This window comes from Pseudomonas sp. TWI628, assembly GCF_039673865.1.
In the GTDB taxonomy this organism is placed as follows: domain Bacteria; phylum Pseudomonadota; class Gammaproteobacteria; order Pseudomonadales; family Pseudomonadaceae; genus Aquipseudomonas.
The window spans coordinates 55,155-74,192 of sequence record NZ_JBDJMM010000023.1; the positions used below are offsets into that span (position 1 = coordinate 55,155).

Consider the following 19,038-nt stretch of genomic DNA (forward strand, 5'->3'; position numbering starts at 1 on the left):
AGCTAACGCACGTACAGCGACACCGCCACGAAGTGCATGAGGCTGCCGGCAATCACGAACAGGTGCCAGATGCCATGCCAGTGGCGGAAGCGGCTGTCGAAGGCAAAGAAGATGATGCCCACGGTGTAGAACACGCCGCCGGCCGCCAGCCAGGTGAAGCCGGCAGTGCCAAGGCTGTTCAGCAGCGGCTTGACCGCCACCAGCACGATCCAGCCCATCACCGCATAGATGATGATCGACAGGACGCGCGCTTCCGAGCGCGGCTTGATCTCCTGCAGCATGCCGATCACCGCCAGCCCCCAGACCACGCCAAACAGGCTCCAGCCCCAGGGCCCACGCAGGCTGACCAGGCAGAACGGGGTGTAGCTGCCGGCGATCAGCAGATAGATAGACAGGTGATCGAGCTTGCGCATGATCACCTTCGCCCGCCCGCGGGTGCTGTGGTAGAGGGTGGAAATGCTGTAGAGCAACAGCAAGGTGCTGCCGTAGATGGAGAAGCTGACGATCTTCCAGGGGTCGCCCTGCAGGCCAGCGACGACGATCAGCCAGATGGCACCGATACAGGCCAGGACGGCACCGACCAGGTGGGTCCAGGCATTGAAGCGTTCACCGTAGTACATGCAAACACAGACCTCCTGAAGCGGGCTGGGTTCATGACAGGATCCATTCCTGCTACATCCTACCCAAACGCAGGTTGCAGTTCAGCGTCACGCACCAATCTTTCCAGCCCGGCCAGGTCCGGTACCCGCGCCACCTGCTCGCCCACCTGCACAGCGGCCAGTTCCAGGCTGCCCAGCGGTACATCCACATAATTGAGCTGGCTGTCCAGCTTGCACGAGCGTGGAATGTCCTGCAGCAGCACCGCCAGGTAGCGCAAGCCGGTGTCCCCGAGCGCATTCAGCACCACGATCCGTGCCCGCTCGCCACACGGCGTCTCACCGCCACACGCGGCCTCGAAACCGATCAACGGCAAATGCTGCTGGCGCCAGTCGATCCACCCCAGGTGCCAAGCCGGGTCGCCCGGTTCGCACACCAGGTTGCGCTGGCCGATCAGTTCGACCACGGCGACGTTGGGCAATACCAGGGTGCGGTCGCCCAGCGGCAGCAGCAGGCCGGTGAGGCTGCTGCGTTGCCCTGCAATCAGTTCAAGCATGGGTCTGGCTCCAGTGGGCGATGCTCTGCAGCAGCACCGACTCCTGATAGGGTTTGCCCAGGTAATCGTTGACGCCGATGGCCATGGCCCGGTCGCGGTGCTTCTGCCCGGTGCGCGAGGTGATCATGATGATCGGCAGGTCTTTCAGGCGCTCGTCACGGCGAATGCGGGTGGCCACTTCGAAGCCGTCCATGCGCGGCATCTCGATGTCCAGCAACAGCACGTCGGGGCGGTGCTCTTCCAGCAGGGCCATGGCATCGACACCATCCTTGGCCGTCAGCACACTCATGCCATGGCGCTCCAGCAGGCGGCTGGTCACCTTGCGCACGGTGACCGAGTCGTCCACCACCATCACCAACGTGGCTCGTCGTGGTGCCGGGCCGAACAAGGTGCGCTGCACCCCGCTACCACCGGGCAGACGCGCCAGCCGCCGCTGCTGGCCACGCAACTGGCCCAGCAGGTCGAGGATCAGCACCACCCGGCCATCACCGAGCAAGGTCGCACCCGACAAACCCGCCACAGCGGCGAACTGCGGGCCAAGGCTCTTCACCACGATCTCGCGGCTCGGCGACAGGCTGTCCACCTGGATGGCAAACGACTGCTCCTGGGAGTGCACAAGCAACACCGGCAACGGCACGCTCTGCCCCAGCAGTACCGGGCGCGGCAGCCCTTGCAGCAGCTCGCCCAGGTAACGCAACTCGTATTCATGGCCGCCGTACACGTAACGCGGGGCATCCAGCTGGTAACAGGCGACCAGTTCGGCCGGCGGCACGCGCACGATGCCCTCGATGGTGTTGAGTGGAATGGCGTACTGCTCTTCGCCCAGGTGCACCATCAAAGCCCGGTTTATCGACACGGTGAACGGCAGGCGGATCAGGAAGCGCGCGCCCTTGCCCTGGGCCGACTCGATGGTCATCGAGCCGCCCAGCTGCTTGACCTCTTCGTGGACCACGTCCATGCCCAGGCCGCGCCCGGAAATCTGAGTGATCTTCTCCGCCGTGGAAAAGCCCGGGCGCAGGATGAATTGCAGGATCTCGTGATCGCTCAGCTGCGCCTGCGGGTCCAGCAGGCCGCGCTTGATTGCCTTGCGCCGGACCGCCTCCAGTGGCACACCAGCGCCGTCGTCGGTCATCTCGATGACGATGTCGGCGCCCTCATGCAGCAAGTTCAGGTGAATGGTGCCCTGCTCCGGCTTGCCCGCTGCCAGGCGCGCCTCGCGCGACTCAAGGCCGTGGTCGACAGCATTGCGCAGCATGTGCTCCAGCGGTGCGACCATACGTTCCAGCACACTGCGGTCCAGTTCACCCTCGGCATTGCCGACCACCAGCTCGACCTGCTTGCCCAGCTCGCTGGCCACCTGGCGCACCACCCGCTGCAAACGCGGCACCAGGCGCTCGAACGGCACCATCAGGGTCGCGGTCAGGCCTTCCTGCAACTGGCTGTTCACCCGCGCCTGTTGCTGCAGCAGGCTGTAGGCCTCCTGGGCGCGCTGGGTAAGGGTTTCCTTGAGGTCGAGCAGGTCAGAGGCCGACTCGAACAGTGCCCGCGACAGCTGCTGCAACTGCGAATGGCGGTCCATTTCCAGCGGGTCGAAATCTTCGTAGGCATCGCCCTCGAACGCCTGCCGGCTGCTGATCCGCCCCTGGGTCTCGATGTCCAGGCGCAGCAACTGGTCGCGCATGCGCTCCAGGGTGGTTTCCATCTCGTTGAGGGCGAACTGGGCGTCATTGACTTGCTGCTCGATACGGCCACGGATGACCGAATGCTCGCCGGCCAGGTTGCCCAGGTCGTCGAGCAGCTCAGCGTCGACCTTGACCATGTCGCCCGGCGCCCGCTCCGGTGCCGCGGCCGGTGCTTCCGCAGGTGCGGTGTCGGCTGGGGCCTGGCCGGCTGCGCTGTCGGTCAGCGCGGCACTGCTGAAGTTGCGGATGTAGTCGATCAGAGCGGTAGCGGTGTGCAGCGGCTGGCCCAGGCGCACGGCGTCGAGCATGTGCGCCAGGCGGTCATGGCAGTTCTGCAGCAGCGCGAACAGCGGCGCGCTCGGCGGCAGGCGCCCGGCGGCAAGCAGCTCGTAAAGGAATTCCAGTTCATGGGCCAGGTCGCCGATGGCGCTGATCTCGACCATGCGCGCACCGCCCTTGAGGGTATGCAGGTCTCGCAGCAGGTTCTCCACCTCGACACTGTTGCGCGGGTCGGCCTGCCAGCGCGCCAAGGCGGCGGCGGCGCTTTCGACGATGTCCGAGCTTTCTTCGAGGAAGACTTCCAGCAGCTCCTTGTCGCCTGGGCTGTCGGGCTCATCATCCTGCTCCAGCGAGCCAGCCAGCGGCGTAACCGCATCAGGGCTTACCAAGCCGGTGGCATCCGGCGCCAGTGCACCGTCCAACAGTTCGCGCAGGGCGTCGACGCAGTCGGGCCGCGGGCTGAGCTCCTGCCCGGCCGCCACTTCGTCGAGCATGTCCAGCAGGGCTTCATGGGCCTGCTGGGCAACGGCGAAGAAGCGCGGGCTGGCGCCCAGGCTGCCCTCTTCCACCGCGCCGTAGAGGTCGAGCAGCGCCTCACAGACGGCATCCATCTGCCACAGGTCGGCCAGGTGCGCAGCGTGGCCAAGGCTGGTCAGCTCATCGAGCAAGGTCTCCAGCGGTTCGCGCTGCCCGGGCTGCTGCTGCCAGCGCGACAGCAGCGACTCGGCATCCAGCAGGATGTCCATGGCCTGGGCGAGGAAACTGGCGATCAGCTGTGGGTCGCGCTTGCCGTGGCGGGTGTGCTGGGGCTCGGCATGCAGGCTGGCCAGGCGCAGGTCCACCGCTTCGCCGACCTGCTCGATCAGCTGGGCCGCCCCCGGGATGACTGCCAACGGCGCACTGCCCAACTGCGCCAGGCCCTGCAGGAACAGACCATGGGCTGTGTGCAACCAGTGCATCTCCGCCGCCTGCAACGGCAGCTGGTGCCCCCGGTACTCGCGCACCAGGCGGTCGAAAGCGGTGGCCAGCTCGGCGATCGACATGACCCCGGCCATGGCAGCGCTGCCCTTGAGGGTGTGCAAGGCGCTCTGCAGGCTGTCGCTGACTTCGCTGCCCTGGCTGTCGGCACCCTGCAGAAAGCCCTCCAGGCTGGCCAGGTGGCCCTGCGCCTCGTTGCGGAAGATATCCAGCAGCTGCGGGTCGAGGCCGTCGATGTCGGCGCTGACCGGGGTGTCGTTCTCGGCCAGGGCATGCAGGTGGCTCGCCAGTTGTTCGATTTCGCTCAACTGCGGCAACTGGCCAGCAGCAAAGTCGGCCAGCAGGTCCGGCAGATGGACGAACACCTGCTGCAGCGCCACCGCGCCTTCCGGAGTCAGGGCGATACGCCCTTCCAGCACCCGGTTGAGCAGGTGTTCAGCGCCCCAGGCCAACTCGGCCACCGCCTCGGCATGCACCATGCGCCCGCTTCCTTTGAGCGTATGCAGGTCACGCCGCACCTCGATCAGCGCATCGCGCAGGCTGTTGTCGGCGCGCCAGCGCAGCCAGTGCCGCTCGATCTCCGGCAGCAACTCGCCAGCTTCTTCGAGGAACACCTCACGCAATTCATCATCGATGCCATCGCTGCCATCCTGCGCCTCGGTCGTGCCCGCATGGCTGCACTGCACGCCCAGCGCCGTCAGGCTGGCCCGGGCCATGTCAAGAAACGGTTGAGCGTCGGCCAACGGGTCGGCGACCCGCCATTGCAGGTAGCACTCGGCGGCGCTGAGGGCCTCGGCCAGATGGTTCAGCTCATCCGCCGGCGGTTCCACCTCCAGGTGCTGCAGCCAGCCCTGCACATAACCCGCGCAGCCGGCAAACACCTCGGCGGCGGCCGGCAGCATCAGCATCGCCAACGCGCCGCGCACTTGCTGCAACAGCCCTGGCAGTGGCTGCAGACGCTGGCGCGGCCAGCCAGACTCCAGGCAATCGCCAATCAGGTCCTTGGCTTGCTGCAACACCGATAGCGACTCGTTCAACACCAGCTGGCGAATCTCGGCCAGGTCGGAACCGGGCAGGCCGCCCTGCCCGCCTTCCTCCAGCGGCAGGACCATGCCGTTGAGCGTGGCCTCCACGTACAACAGGGCACCGGCCACATCCATCAAGACCGCGTCGTCCACCGCGCGCTCACCCAGGGCCAAGGCCTGCAGCGCCAGCACCTGGTCGATGATCACCCGGCGCGGTTGCTGGAAGCCCAGCACTGCCAGGGTGTCGGCGACATGGCGCAACGGTGCCAGCAGTGTGTCCAGCTCCTCGCTGTGCTGGCGGTCACCGCGCACGAACTGGTCCAGGCGTTCCTTGATCCGCATCAGGTCGTCGCACAGGGCGCTGATCACCGAGCGCAGGGCATCACGCCCCGGCCCGGCCTGCATCTGCTCCCGCCAGTTGCCCAACGACAAGTCGAGGTTGGCCAGGTCATCAGAGCCGGCAAAGCGCTGTGTGGCGCCGCTGATCAGGCTGGCCTGGGCCAGGGGCTCGACGCCACGGCAGGCACGCAGCTGGTTGAGCAGCGGCAGCATCACCAGCGGCAGGTCATGGCGCGCACCGCGCAACCGCTCCAGGTAGGACGGCAGTTGCTCCAGGCCACGGAACAGCGGCCCCAGGCAGTCACCGCGGGGGCTCACCTGGCCCTCGGCCAAGGCCTTGGCCAGCAGCTCCAGCTCTTCGGCCAGGCGGGTGGCGCCGCGCAGCTCGAGCATGCGCAGGCAGCCGTGCACCTGATGCAGGTTATCCACCACGAAGGCCAGCATCGACAAGTCGTCGGTCTCGCCGGCAAAGCGTTCCAGGGCCTGCCGGGCCTGGCTCAGGCAATCGAGGATGGCGGCCCGGGTCCAGGCCAGGGCCACGGTATCGTGGCGCTCGGGGCTTACGACGGCAGAAGCCATGGGTTTTCCTCAGCTTCGCTCGGCGGGCGCCGGCAGGGTGAAACCGGAAACCGAGCGGCGCATCTCGCTGGCCATGCGCGCCAGGTGGCGGATGCTGTCGGCGGTGGCGCTGGAGCCGGCGGAGGTTTGCGCGGTGATCTGCTGGATCACCGCCATGGTGTGGGAAATCTGCCCCGCCGAAGAGGTCTGCAACTGGGCTGCATCAGAGATGCTGTGGATAAGTTCGGCGAGGTTCTGCGATACGCCTTCGATCTCGGCCAGCGCCACCCCGGCATCCTGGGCCAGGCGCGCACCGCGCACCACTTCGGCGGTGGTCTGCTCCATGGAGATCACCGCCTCGTTGGTGTCGGCCTGGATGGTCCGCACCAGCGCTTCGATCTGCCGGGTCGCCGAGGACGAGCGCTCGGCCAGGCGCTGCACCTCATCAGCGACCACGGCAAAGCCGCGGCCGGCCTCACCCGCCAGCGAGGCCTGAATCGCCGCATTGAGAGCGAGGATATTGGTCTGGTCGGCAATGTCGTCGATCAGGCTGACGATGTCGCCGATTTCCTGGGAAGACTCGCCCAGGCGCTTGATCCGCTTGGCGGTGTCCTGGATCTGCTCGCGGATGTTGTCCATGCCGTTGATGGTGTTGTGTACCACCTCGTTGCCCTTGTTGGCGATCGCCACCGAGCGCTCGGCGACCTTGGCCGACTCATAGGCATGGGCAGAAACCCGGTCGATCGACTCGACCATGTCGCCGACCGCCTCGGACGCCTCGCTGATCTGCGCGGCCTGGTGCTCCGAGGCCTTGGCCAGCTGGCGCGCGGTGTTCTGCGTGTCCTGCACGGCAGCGGCGACCTGCTCGGCACTGTGGTTGATGGTGGCCACCAGGTCGCGCAGCTGGTCGACCGAGTAGTTGATCGAGTCGGCGATGGCGCCGGTGAAGTCTTCGGTCACCGACACGGTGACGGTCAGGTCGCCGTCGGCCAGTTCTTCGATTTCATCAAGCAGGCGCATGATTGCCTGCTGGTTGCGTTCGTTCTTTTCGGCGGTTTCGTGCAATTGGCGGTGGGTTGTGCGGACCATCACCAGGCCGATCAGGATGATCGAAGCCAGCGCCAGCAGGCCCAGCGCATAACCCCCGACGGTATCCAGGGTGCGGCCGCTGGCCAGGTTCTCGAAACCGTTGGCCAGGTGCGAGGCTTCATCGAGCAGCGTCTGCGACAGGCTGAAAATGTTGCCGGCCGCTTCGCGCACGCGGTACAGCTCGGGCGAGGTTTCGAGGATTTCATCGACCGAACCTGCCACGAACTGGAACAGCTCGGCGATTTCCGCCAGGCGCGCGCGGGCGTCAGCGTCCTCGACGCGGGTCACCTGGATCGCCGGGTTGCCACCCAGCATGCCCTCGAGCACCTGGCCGAAGCGGCTGGCATCGCGGCCGAAGGCATCGGCGGCCTGCGCCGCCGCGTCGTCGCCGGCCAACACGGTGTTGACCGAACCGAGAATGCGCTCGGCCAGCAGCAGCTGGCGCTGGGCTACCACCACCTGGTTGGCCGGGGCACCGCTCTGCAGCAGGATCTCGACCACTTTCTCGTACTCGACCTGCAGTTGCGGCACGGTTTCGGCAAGGGTCGCCGCCACCTGATGCAATGACAGCACAGTCTGCTCACTGGCCAGGATGGTGTCGGTGTTCTTGCGCAGGTTTTCCCAATCCTGGCGCACCGCTTCCATTTCATCGCGCACCGCAGCCGGTGCCGCTGGCAGGCCAGTGGACTTGTCGCCCTCGCGCAGGTAGCCCCAGCGTCGCTCGAAATCGTTGCGCGCATCCGACAGCAGTTTGAATGCCAGGGCCTTGCCCGCCGCAGCCTCGGTGGCGTTCTTGGCGATGCGCTGGGACAACACCCGCAGCTCGCCGGCGTGGCCGATGTACTGCTTGTCGTGATTGGCCTGGGTGTTGAGGTAGGCGAAGTTGGCGAACAACAGGATGATCGACAGGATCAGGATCACGAACAGCACGGTGATCTGCACGATGCTGCGCGTGCGTGGGGTCATGCTGGCGGGGGCGACGGGTGTGGCCGGCTTGTTCACGTTCAAAAGTCCTATAGCGCCACGTCAAGAAAGCCCGGCGCCTGGGCCAGGGCGAAGGGGCTGAAGATCGCCCAGTTGCGTTCCCGCGGGAAGTGCCCCTGCACGAAGCGCGCAGCAGCCCGCAACAGCGGTTGCGGCGGCGACAGCTCCAGGCTGCTCAGGGCGAAATGCTGCAGGCCCAGCACCTCGTCGACCAGCAGGCCGACGAACAGGTCATCGTGGTCCAGCACCAGCACCCGCCGCTGCTTGCCTGGCGCAGCGGGGCCAAGGCCGAAGAAACTGCTCAGGTCCATCACCGGCAACAAGCGGCCGCGCAGGTTGGCCACCCCACATACCCACGGCTGCACGCCAGGCACACGGCTGCTGCGCGGTTCGCGCAGTACCTCGGCGACTTCGCCCATGGGGGCGACGAACCACTGCCCGGCGATGCGAAAACCGATGCCGCTCCATTGCTGCAGGCGCGTGTCCTGCGGCGGCTGGTCGGCCACCAGCAGGCGGCAGCGCCGGTCGATGTCCAGCAACAGCTCGAAGGCGGTCAGCGACGCGCCCTGCGGGCGGGTGGTCAAGCGCCCAATACTTCTTTGAGCTTGGCGATCAGCGCGTCCTCATCCACCGGCTTGGTCAGGAAGTCGCGGGCACCCTGGCGCGTGGCCCAGATACGGTCGGTTTCCTGGTCCTTGGTGGTCACCACCACCACGGGAATGGCGCTGGTTTCCGGGTCCTTGCTCAGCTGGCGGGTTGCCTGGAAGCCGTTCATGCCGGGCATGACGATGTCCATCAGCACTGCATCGGGCTTTTCCTGGCGGGCCAGGGCCACGCCGTCGGCACCGTTGCTGGCCTTGAGCACCTGGTGACCGTGCTTTTCCAGCCATTCGGTCAATCTGTACATCTCTGTCGGCGAGTCGTCGACAATCAGAACTCGGGCCATGCTGTTTCCCCATCAGGAGTTTGAAGGCCGCGCCAGCGCGGCGCGGTCAGGGTGCGGGTTGTTCGGGCACGGCGAAACCGGGCACATGGGCCCTGATTGCGTCGAGCAGTTCTTCCTTGCTGAATGGTTTGGTCAGGAACTGGTCGGAACCGACCACCCGGCCGCGGGCCTTGTCGAACAGGCCATCGCGCGACGACAGGAGAATCACCGGGATGTCCTTGAAGGCACTGTTGTGCTTGATCACCGCACACGTCTGATAACCGTCCAGACGAGGCATCAGCACGTCGACGAAGATGATCTGTGGCTGGTGGTCGATGATCTTGGCCAGGGCATCGAAGCCGTCACTGGCGGTGATCACCTCGCAGCCCGCTTCGCCGAGCAACATCTGCGCGGTGCGGCGGATCGTGCGGGAATCGTCGATCACCATCACCTTCAGGGGCTGTTCCATAAGTTGCGCTACCATCGCTGCACTGTGTGGGCGGCAAGCCACTGATGGCTTGCAGCTTGAAGCTGAGGGCATTTTTAGCACACTCCGGGTGCCCGTTCCATCTGCCGCCCCCTTGACCCGCGGCGCTCACAGCGCCACCCTGAGCCACTTTTCGTTCGATTTACCGCGGCCACCGGCCGCCAAGAGGAACCACCCCATGAGCGTTCGCCTCGGCATTGTCATGGACCCGATCGCGTCCATCTCCTACAAGAAGGACAGCTCGCTGGCCATGCTGCTGGCCGCCCAGGCCCGCGGCTGGGAGCTGTTCTACATGGAGCAGCGTGACCTTTATCTGGGTGCCGGCCAGGCCCGCGCGCAAATGCGCCCGCTGAAGGTTTTCGCCGACCCCGCGCACTGGTTCGAGCTGGGTGAGGAGCAGGACAGTGCCCTGGCCGAGCTGGACGTGATCCTGATGCGCAAGGATCCCCCCTTCGACATGGAATTCGTCTACAGCACCTACTTGCTGGAGCAGGCCGAGCGCGAAGGTGTGCTGGTGGTCAACCGCCCGCAGAGCCTGCGCGACTGCAACGAAAAACTGTTCGCCACCCAGTTCCCGCAGTGCATGGCGCCGACCCTGGTCAGCCGCCGCGTCGACATCCTGCGCGAGTTCGCCGAGAGCCGTGGCGATGTGATCCTCAAGCCGCTGGACGGCATGGGCGGTGCGTCGGTATTCCGCCACCGCAAGGACGACCCCAACCTGTCGGTCATCCTCGAAACCCTGACCCAGCACGGTAACCAGCAGATCATGGCCCAGGAATACCTGCCGCAGATCGTGGACGGCGACAAGCGCATCCTGATGATCGACGGCGAGCCGGTCGACTACTGCCTGGCCCGTATTCCTGCCAGTGGCGAAACCCGTGGCAACCTGGCCGCCGGTGGCCGTGGTGAAGCCCGCCCGCTGACCGAGCGCGACCGCTGGATCGCTGCCCAGGTCGGCCCGACCCTGCGTGAAAAGGGCCTGCTGTTCGTTGGCCTGGACGTGATCGGCGACTCCCTCACCGAAATCAACGTCACCAGCCCCACCTGCATCCGCGAGATCGACGCTGCCTACAACACCGATATCGGTGGCCAGCTGATGGATGCCATTGATCGCCAGCTCAAGGCGCGCTGACCGCCGACGCAGAGCAAATGCGCAGAGTGGGGTATGATGCCGGTCCTTTTCGACTGAGCTGCTGCCCCGCCCTGCGGTTGCTGGATACCTGATGACGCTGCCTGCCGATATCCCTGCCGACCTGCTGCCACCGCGCGTTCGCCCGGTGGACCGGCTTGGCTTTACCCTGTTCCTGGCTGCCCTGGTGCACCTGGCGCTGATCCTTGGAGTGGGCTTTACCGTGGTCAAACCGGCCGAGATCCGCCAGACCATGGACATCACCCTGGCCACCTTCAAGAGCGAAAAGGCACCGAAGAAGGCTGATTACCAGGCCCAGGCCAATCAGCAGGGCAGCGGCACCCTGGAGAAGAAGGCCGTGCCGACCACCACCGAGGTGGCACCGTTCCAGGACAGCAAGATCAACAAAGTCACCCCGCCGCCTGCGGCCAAGCCGGAGGTAACACCACCGCCCGTGCCGGAGAAATCCGCGGTGGCGACCAAGGCGACGAACGTGCAGAAGGTCGAGCCCAAGCCCAAGGAAAGCAAGCCGCAGCCCAAGCCGGCAGCAGCCACCCCGGACTTCGACAGTTCGCAATTGTCGAGCCAGATCGCCAGCCTTGAAGCGGAACTGTCCAACGAACAGCAGATGTACGCCAAGCGCCCGAAGATTCACCGCCTCAATGCGGCGTCGACCATGCGCGACAAGGGCGCCTGGTACAAGGAAGAGTGGCGCAAGAAAGTCGAGCGGGTGGGTAACCTCAACTACCCCGACGAGGCACGTCGACAGCAAATCTATGGCAACTTGCGGATGATGGTGTCGATCAACCGCGATGGCTCGCTGTACGAGGTGCTGGTGCTGGAGTCGTCCGGGCAGCCGGTGCTGGACCAGGCGGCCCAGCGCATCGTGCGCCTGGCGGCACCCTTTGCGCCGTTTACCGGCGACCTGGCCGAGTTCGACCGGCTGGAGATCATCCGCACCTGGCGGTTTGCCCGTGGTGACCGCTTGTCCAGTAACTGAGTCGGTGGACATCGACCTGTTATTTCTGCCAGTTTCGCCCACGTCGCGAACGCCCTCTAATTGCGCTTCCATTCCTGATTTGGAAGAGCGCCATGAAACACCCGAAAAGCAACGACGCAACTTGGCAGGTCACGCGAGAAGAGCAAGGTAACTGGCAAGTGACGTCAACCGCGCCAGTACTTGAAATTCCCATCGACATTACCATCGAGCTGACTATCGATGACGCAGTTCGCCGTAGCTCTGTTGGCCAATGCCACCTCGATGGCAAAACCTATCTCGCGTTCTTTTTCTATCCAGGCGATGTATTCAAACCCGGAGAAGAAGTGGAGGCCATCGTCTTCATTCATGATCAAGCGCCTAATACGGGTAAGTTCGCTATTACCGATACCTTCGCCAGCGGCAGCTATTCAGCCCTTTTCGGCCGGGGGAAGATCGTCGGCGGCCAAGCGATAATCGGCGCAGACAGCTGGGGCAGCGGAACGATGGACATCAAGCGCGTGACCTCGACCCACGCAGGTATCACCACGCTCGATGCAACAGCGAAGTTCGAATTCACAGATCGCGCGGGCATAACCTTTAAAATTGACGTGACCAAACTGGTTGCATCCGACCCGAATATCAGTGGGCCTCGTTAGACAAGCCGCCTGCCTGGACAAGTGCCATTCAGCCCCCCTGACGCAGCCCGGAAGCGGATCGGCTCCACTTCCGGGCTGTGCAGCCGCCCCCGCTTCAGGACCTTGTCAGCCTCGCCACCTGGCGCCACACTATCCCCCATGAAAACCCTCACCCCGAGCTACCTCAAGCATCAGTTCCTGATCGCCATGCCGCACATGGCCGATCCGAACTTCGCCCAGACCCTCACGTACATCGTCGAGCACAACGCCAATGGCGCCATGGGCCTGGTGGTCAACCGACCGCAGGAGCTGAACCTGGCCGACATTCTCGAGCAGTTGCGGCCAGACGAACTGCCGCCGGCCAGCACCTTGCAGGTGCCGATCTACCAGGGTGGCCCGGTGCAGACCGACCGTGGTTTCGTGCTGCACAGCAGCGAATGCAGCTTCCAGGCCACCGTGGCCCTGGAAGGGCTGTCACTGACCACCTCGCAGGACGTGCTGCTGGCCATCGCCGCCGGGGTAGGGCCAAAACAAAGCCTCATCACGCTCGGCTATGCCGGCTGGGAAGCAGGCCAACTGGAAGCCGAACTGGCCGACAACGCCTGGCTCAACTGCCCATTCGACCCAGAGATCATCTTCGGCCTGGCCAGTGACCTGCGCCTGGACGCCGCCGCCGCCAGCCTGGGGATCAACCTCAGCCTGCTGACCAGCCAGGCGGGGCACGCCTGATGAGCGAACTGCGTTTACTGCTGGGCTTCGACTACGGCACCAAACAGATCGGCGTCGCCGTCGGCCAGGTGGTGACCGGCCAGGCCCGCGAGCTGTGCACCCTGAAGGCGCAGAACGGCGTGCCGGACTGGGCCCAGGTGGAAAAGCTCATCAGCGAGTGGAAGCCCGATGCCATCGTCGTCGGCCTGCCGCTGAACATGGACGGCACGCCGAGCGACATGAGCGAGCGCGCGGAAAAGTTCGCCCGCCGCCTCAATGGCCGCTTCAACTTGCCGGTGCACACCCACGACGAACGCCTGACCACCTTCGAGGCCAAAGGCGAGCGCCTGGCCCGTGGCGGCCAGCGCGGCAGCTACCGTGACAACCCGGTCGACGCCATCGCCGCCGCCCTGCTGCTGCAAGGGTGGCTGGAGGCCAATACCTGATCTTTCCGCGTTTGCGTCGGGGCAATCACAACGCCCCCGGCGCCCCCCAGGAGATACGCAATGAGCCTACCCAATCCCGCCGAGCTGATCCGGCAGATGGCTGTCGACCTTGGCGCCCATCTGGCCCGCCGCAACATCACCGAGCCGCGCTTCATCGGCATCCGCACCGGCGGCGTCTGGGTAGCCCAGGCCCTGCAGGAAGCAATGGCCGACCAGAGCCCGCTCGGCACCCTGGACGTGTCGTTCTATCGCGATGACTTCAGCCAGAACGGCCTGCACCCGCAGGTGCGCCCGTCAGAGCTGCCATTCGAGGTCGAGGGCCAGCACCTGGTGCTGATCGACGACGTGCTGATGAGCGGTCGTACCATTCGCGCGGCACTCAATGAACTGTTCGATTACGGCCGCCCGGCCAGTGTCACCCTGGTCTGTCTGCTCGACCTGGATGCCGGCGAACTGCCAATCCGCCCCAATGTGCTCGGCGCCACCCTGTCGCTGGCTGCCCATGAACGGGTAAAATTGACCGGACCCGCACCGCTCGCCCTCGAGCGCCAGGACCTCGCCACCGCTTCCGCCCTTTAAGAGTCCCCTCGCGATGACGCCAATCGACGCCAAGCGCCCGCTGCAGCTCAATGATCAGGGCCAGCTGCGCCACTTCCTCTCGCTCGACGGTTTGCCCCGCGAACTGCTCACCGAGATCCTCGACACCGCCGACTCGTTCCTCGAAGTCGGCGCCCGGGCCGTGAAGAAAGTCCCGTTGCTGCGCGGCAAGACCGTGTGCAACGTGTTCTTCGAGAACTCGACCCGCACCCGCACCACCTTCGAGCTGGCCGCCCAGCGCCTGTCGGCCGATGTGATCAGCCTGAACGTGTCAACCTCCTCGACCAGCAAGGGCGAGACCCTGTTCGACACCCTGCGCAACCTCGAAGCCATGGCTGCCGACATGTTCGTCGTGCGCCACTCCGACTCGGGCGCTGCGCACTTCATCGCCGAGCACGTGTGCCCGGACGTCGCCGTGATCAACGGCGGTGACGGCCGCCATGCGCACCCGACCCAGGGCATGCTCGACATGCTGACCATCCGCCGCCACAAGGGCAACTTCGAGAACCTCTCGGTGGCGATCGTCGGCGACATCCTGCACTCGCGCGTGGCCCGCTCCGACATGCTCGCGCTGAAAGCGCTGGGCTGCCCGGACATCCGGGTGATCGGCCCGAAAACCCTGATCCCGATCGGTATCGAGCAGTACGGCGTGAAGGTCTACACCGACCTCGCCGAAGGCCTCAAGGACGTCGACGTGGTGATCATGCTGCGCTTGCAGCGCGAGCGCATGGCCGGTGGCCTGTTGCCCAGCGAAGGCGAGTTCTACCGCCTGTTCGGCCTGACCACCGCACGCCTGGCCGGCGCCAAGCCCGACGCCATCGTCATGCACCCAGGCCCGATCAACCGCGGTGTGGAGATCGAATCAGCAGTAGCCGACGGCAAACACTCGGTGATTCTCAACCAGGTCACCTACGGCATCGCCGTGCGCATGGCCGTGCTGTCCATGGCCATGAGCGGGCAGAACGCGCAACGTCAATTCGACCAGGAGAACGCCCAGTGACCCTCAGCATTCTTGGCGCCCGGGTCATCGACCCTGTCAGCGGCCTGGACCAGGTCAGCGACCTGCACCTGGACGGCGGCCGCATCGCTGCCATCGGCGCCGCCCCGGCCGGCTTCAGCGCCAGCCGCACGATCGCAGCTGACGGCCTGATCGCCGCGCCCGGCCTGGTCGACCTCGGCGTCTCGCTGCGCGAGCCGGGCTATAGCCGCAAGGGCTCCATCGCCAGTGAAACCCGCGCCGCCGTGGCCGGTGGTGTCACCAGCCTGTGCTGCCCACCGCAGACCAAGCCGGTGCTGGACACCTCGGCAGTGGCCGAACTGATCCTCGACCGTGCCCGCGAAGCGGCCAACAGCAAGGTCTACCCGATCGGCGCCCTGACCAAGGGCCTGGAGGGCGAGCAACTGGCCGAACTGGTTGCCCTGCGCGACACCGGTTGCGTGGCCTTCGGCAACGGCCTGAAGGAAATTCCCAACAACCGTACCCTGGCCCGTGCCCTGGAGTACGCCGCCACCTTCGACCTGACCGTGGTGTTCCACTCCCAGGACCGCGACCTGGCCCAGGGCGGTCTGGCCCACGAAGGCGCCATGGCCAGCTTCCTTGGCCTGCCCGGCATCCCCGAGACCGCCGAGACCGTGGCCCTGGCGCGCAACCTGCTGCTGGTGGAACAGACCGGCGTGCGTGCGCACTTCACCCAGATCACCAGCGCCCGTGGCGCACGGCTGATCGAGCAGGCCCAGCAGCTGGGCCTGCCAGTCACGGCCGACGTGGCGCTGTATCAGCTGATCCTCACCGACCAGTCGCTGCGTGAGTTCTCCAGCCTGTACCACGTGCAGCCGCCACTGCGCACCGCCGCCGACCGCGACGGCCTGCGCGCGGCGGTGAAATCGGGAGTGATCCAGGCGATCTCCAGCCACCACCAGCCCCACGAGCGTGATGCCAAGCTGGCCCCGTTCGGCGCCACCGAGCCGGGTATCAGCAGCGTCGAACTGCTGCTGCCGCTGGCCATGACCCTGGTCGAGGACGGCCTGCTCGACCTGCCGACCCTGCTCGCCCGCCTGAGCAGCGGCCCGGCCAAGGCCATGCGCCTGCCGGCCGGTGAGCTGAAGGTCGGCGGCGCCGCCGACCTGGTGCTGTTCGACGCCAAGGCCTCGACGATTGCCGGTGAACAATGGCTGTCGCGCGGCGACAATTGCCCGTTCATCGGCCACTGCCTGCCGGCTGCCGTGCGTTATACCTTGGTCGATGGGCATGTCTGCCACGAGGCCTGACGGCTAGCTGCAAGCTACAAGCTGCAAGCCTCAAGAAGAAGCCGGCCGGTCATCCACCGATCGGCTTTTTCTTGTCGCTTGTGGCTTGAAGCTTGAAACTCTTTCCCCCTCCCCCCATATGAGTCTGCATCAGGCAATTTTGCCCCGCTGCGTGGAGACTCTCCCCTTGACCACCATCGTTTCTGTCCGCCGTAACGGCAAAGTCGTCATGGGCGGCGACGGCCAGGTATCCCTCGGCAACACCGTGATGAAAGGCAACGCCAAGAAAGTCCGTCGCCTGTACAACGGTGAAGTGATCGCCGGTTTCGCCGGTGCCACCGCCGACGCCTTCACCCTGTTCGAACGCTTCGAAGCCCAGCTGCAGAAACACTCTGGCCACCTGGTGCGTGCCGCCGTCGAGTTGGCCAAGGAATGGCGTACCGACCGCTCCCTGAGCCGCCTGGAAGCCATGCTGGCGGTGGCCAACAAGGACGCATCGCTGATCATCACCGGCAACGGTGACGTGGTCGAGCCGGAAGACGGCCTGATCGCCATGGGTTCCGGTGGTGGCTATGCCCAGGCCGCAGCCCGCGCCCTGCTGAACAAGACCGACCTGTCGGCCCGGGAAATCACCGAGGCTGCCCTGAACATCGCCGGTGACATCTGCGTGTTCACCAACCACAACCTGACCATCGAGGAGCAGGACCTGGCCGAGTAATCAGCTGTTCTGGCGTCCCGCTCGTAGCGGGACTTTTCCACGCTGACCTACTCCGCTCGAGGACCATTTTCATCATGTCCATGACCCCCCGCGAGATCGTCCACGAACTCAACCGTCACATCATCGGCCAGGACGACGCCAAGCGCGCCGTCGCCATCGCCCTGCGCAACCGCTGGCGGCGGATGCAGCTCCCTGCCGAGCTGCGTGCCGAGGTGACGCCGAAGAACATCCTGATGATCGGCCCTACCGGCGTCGGCAAGACCGAGATCGCCCGCCGCCTGGCCAAGCTGGCCAACGCACCGTTCCTCAAGGTCGAAGCCACCAAGTTCACCGAAGTGGGCTATGTCGGCCGCGATGTCGAGTCGATCATCCGTGACCTGGCCGATGCCGCGCTGAAAATGCTGCGTGAGCAAGAGATCGTTCGCGTGCGCCACCGCGCCGAAGACGCCGCCGAAGACCGCATCCTCGACGCCCTGCTACCGCAGGCGCGGGTCAGCAGCTTCAGCGAAGAAGCCGCGCAGACCAGCACCGATTCCAACACCCGTCAGCTGTTCCGCAAGCGCCTGCGCGAAGGCCAGCTGGACGACAAGGAAATCGAGATCGAAGTGGCCGAGAACATGGGCGTCGAAATTGCCGCGCCACCCGGCATGGAAGAGATGACCAACCAGCTGCAGAGCCTGTTCGCCAACATGGGCAAGGGCAAGCGCAAGACCCGCAAGCTGAAGGTCAAGGAAGCACTGAAGATGGTGCGCGACGAAGAAGCCAGCCGCCTGGTCAACGAGGAAGAGCTCAAGGGCAAGGCCCTGGAAGCGGTCGAGCAGCACGGCATCGTGTTCATCGACGAGATCGACAAGGTGGCCAAGCGCGGCAACGTCGGCGGCGCCGATGTATCCCGTGAAGGTGTGCAGCGCGACCTGCTGCCGCTGATCGAAGGCTGCACCGTCAACACCAAGCTGGGCATGGTCAAGACCGACCACATCCTGTTCATCGCCTCCGGTGCGTTCCACCTGAGCAAGCCGAGCGACCTGGTGCCAGAGCTGCAAGGTCGCCTGCCGATCCGTGTCGAGCTCAAGGCGCTGACCCCGGAAGATTTCGAGCGCATCCTGAAGGAGCCGCACGCGTCGCTGACCGAGCAATACAGTGCGCTGCTCAAGACCGAAGGCCTGAACATCGAGTTCGCCGCCGACGGTATCAAACGCCTGGCCGAAATTGCCTATCAGGTGAACGAGAAGACCGAGAACATCGGTGCCCGCCGCCTGCACACCCTGCTTGAGCGCCTGCTCGAAGAGGTATCGTTCAGTGCCGGTGACCTGGCCAGCACCCACGACGAAGCACCGATCCAAATCGATGCCGCGTATGTGAACGGCCACCTGGGTGAGCTGGCGCAGAACGAAGACCTGTCGCGCTACATCCTGTAACACCGCACGGGGCCGCTTCGCGGCCCCTTGCACAATGGCCTGAATCACTCGAAGCTTGCACCATCAGCTCCCGAGAGATTCAGACCATGGCCCGCCTGCCCACCGCCATCAACCTGCACAAAGCCTCCAAGACCCTCAGCCTCACCTACGCCCCCGGCGAGGTCTACCAGCTGCCCGCCGAATTCCTGCGGGTGCACTCCCCCTCCGCCGAGGTTCAAGGCCACGGCAACCCCATCCTGCAATTCGGCAAGATCAACGTCGGCCTCATCGGCCTGGAGCCTGCCGGCCAATATGCACTGAAACTGACCTTCGACGACGGCCATGACAGCGGCCTGTTCACCTGGGAGTACCTCGAACAACTGTGCCTGCGCCAGGAGCAGTTGTGGGCCGAGTACCTCGATGAACTGCACAAGGCCGGCAAGTCCCGCGACCCGGCCGAATCAGTGGTCAAACTAATGCTCTAGCGCAAGCCTTCCAGGCTTTAGAGCGCATTTTCTAATCTCATCTGTTTGAATGCCTTACAGACAACTCTTAAACGGGCTGTCTTGCGCATTACATGAAAGTCGGGTAACCAATGGAGCTGGCAAGTTCCCTGCATCGCCTTGAAGGCAATCAGGCACTGGTCGGTATGTAGAGGTCGCGAGCGAAAGCAGGCTGTCTTC

18 protein-coding genes are annotated in these 19,038 nt (G+C 65.2%); 11 read left to right on the plus strand and 7 right to left on the minus strand.

What is annotated here, in order from left to right; translation table 11 throughout:
* Positions 1 to 2: 2 nt before the first annotated feature.
* From ABE528_RS18700 to ABE528_RS18730, 7 genes are read right to left on the minus strand one after another with little or no spacing between them, the layout of a single operon-like run.
* On the minus strand, positions 3 to 620 hold the full coding sequence (locus tag ABE528_RS18700; RefSeq protein WP_152955635.1) for a hemolysin III family protein: 618 nt from the start codon (positions 618 to 620) through the stop codon (positions 3 to 5).
* Positions 621 to 679: 59 nt separating this feature from the next.
* A complete protein-coding gene (locus ABE528_RS18705) occupies positions 680 to 1,153 on the minus strand; it encodes a chemotaxis protein CheW (RefSeq protein ID WP_152955634.1) in 474 nt (157 codons plus the stop codon).
* Positions 1,146 to 6,035 (minus strand): Hpt domain-containing protein, encoded by a 4,890-nt coding sequence (locus ABE528_RS18710; protein WP_346653747.1) that lies wholly within the window; start codon positions 6,033 to 6,035, stop codon positions 1,146 to 1,148. The genes ABE528_RS18705 and ABE528_RS18710 overlap by 8 nt, the downstream gene beginning before the upstream one ends.
* Positions 6,036 to 6,044: 9 nt before the next feature.
* Complete coding sequence (locus ABE528_RS18715; RefSeq protein WP_152955687.1) at positions 6,045 to 8,069, minus strand: methyl-accepting chemotaxis protein; 2,025 nt, start codon at positions 8,067 to 8,069, stop codon at positions 6,045 to 6,047.
* A 47-nt stretch (positions 8,070 to 8,116) separates the two neighbouring features.
* On the minus strand, positions 8,117 to 8,671 hold the full coding sequence (locus ABE528_RS18720; protein WP_152955632.1) for a chemotaxis protein CheW: 555 nt from the start codon (positions 8,669 to 8,671) through the stop codon (positions 8,117 to 8,119).
* Positions 8,668 to 9,033: a twitching motility response regulator PilH gene (gene pilH, locus ABE528_RS18725; RefSeq protein ID WP_152955631.1), complete on the minus strand. Its 366-nt coding sequence runs from the start codon at positions 9,031 to 9,033 to the stop codon at positions 8,668 to 8,670. The genes ABE528_RS18720 and pilH overlap by 4 nt, the downstream gene beginning before the upstream one ends.
* Positions 9,034 to 9,079: 46 nt before the next feature.
* Entirely contained in the window at positions 9,080 to 9,481 is a 402-nt protein-coding gene (locus ABE528_RS18730) for a response regulator (RefSeq protein ID WP_027920659.1), read from the minus strand.
* 196 nt (positions 9,482 to 9,677) lie between these two features.
* Between ABE528_RS18730 and gshB the strand changes: the two genes are divergently transcribed.
* The 11 genes from gshB to ABE528_RS18785 all read left to right on the plus strand — a co-directional run bounded on the left by gshB (position 9,678) and on the right by ABE528_RS18785 (position 18,840).
* Positions 9,678 to 10,631 carry a glutathione synthase gene (gene gshB, locus ABE528_RS18735; protein WP_346653748.1) on the plus strand — a complete coding sequence of 318 codons (954 nt, stop codon included), beginning with the start codon at positions 9,678 to 9,680 and terminating at the stop codon, positions 10,629 to 10,631.
* Between the two features lie 91 nt (positions 10,632 to 10,722).
* Positions 10,723 to 11,628, plus strand: coding sequence for an energy transducer TonB (locus tag ABE528_RS18740; protein WP_346653749.1), 906 nt, complete (start codon positions 10,723 to 10,725; stop codon positions 11,626 to 11,628).
* Between the two features lie 92 nt (positions 11,629 to 11,720).
* Positions 11,721 to 12,263 carry a hypothetical protein gene (locus tag ABE528_RS18745; protein WP_346653750.1) on the plus strand — a complete coding sequence of 181 codons (543 nt, stop codon included), beginning with the start codon at positions 11,721 to 11,723 and terminating at the stop codon, positions 12,261 to 12,263.
* Between the two features lie 138 nt (positions 12,264 to 12,401).
* A complete protein-coding gene (locus ABE528_RS18750; RefSeq protein WP_152955627.1) occupies positions 12,402 to 12,971 on the plus strand; it encodes a YqgE/AlgH family protein in 570 nt (189 codons plus the stop codon).
* Complete coding sequence (gene ruvX / locus ABE528_RS18755; protein WP_346653751.1) at positions 12,971 to 13,396, plus strand: Holliday junction resolvase RuvX; 426 nt, start codon at positions 12,971 to 12,973, stop codon at positions 13,394 to 13,396. Before ABE528_RS18750 ends, ruvX begins: the two co-directional genes overlap by 1 nt.
* A 60-nt stretch (positions 13,397 to 13,456) precedes the next feature.
* Entirely contained in the window at positions 13,457 to 13,975 is a 519-nt protein-coding gene (gene pyrR, locus ABE528_RS18760; protein ID WP_152955625.1) for a bifunctional pyr operon transcriptional regulator/uracil phosphoribosyltransferase PyrR, read from the plus strand.
* A gap of 13 nt (positions 13,976 to 13,988) precedes the next feature.
* Positions 13,989 to 14,993, plus strand: coding sequence for an aspartate carbamoyltransferase catalytic subunit (locus tag ABE528_RS18765; RefSeq protein WP_152955624.1), 1,005 nt, complete (start codon positions 13,989 to 13,991; stop codon positions 14,991 to 14,993).
* Positions 14,990 to 16,261, plus strand: a complete 1,272-nt coding sequence (locus ABE528_RS18770; protein ID WP_346653752.1) for a dihydroorotase — start codon at positions 14,990 to 14,992, stop codon at positions 16,259 to 16,261. Before ABE528_RS18765 ends, ABE528_RS18770 begins: the two co-directional genes overlap by 4 nt.
* Positions 16,262 to 16,427: 166 nt before the next feature.
* Positions 16,428 to 16,958: an ATP-dependent protease subunit HslV gene (hslV, locus tag ABE528_RS18775; protein ID WP_027920652.1), complete on the plus strand. Its 531-nt coding sequence runs from the start codon at positions 16,428 to 16,430 to the stop codon at positions 16,956 to 16,958.
* Positions 16,959 to 17,032: 74 nt separating this feature from the next.
* Complete coding sequence (gene hslU, locus ABE528_RS18780; protein WP_346653753.1) at positions 17,033 to 18,376, plus strand: ATP-dependent protease ATPase subunit HslU; 1,344 nt, start codon at positions 17,033 to 17,035, stop codon at positions 18,374 to 18,376.
* 86 nt (positions 18,377 to 18,462) lie between these two features.
* Positions 18,463 to 18,840, plus strand: a complete 378-nt coding sequence (locus tag ABE528_RS18785; protein WP_103445993.1) for a DUF971 domain-containing protein — start codon at positions 18,463 to 18,465, stop codon at positions 18,838 to 18,840.
* The last annotated feature ends 198 nt before the right edge of the window (positions 18,841 to 19,038 follow it).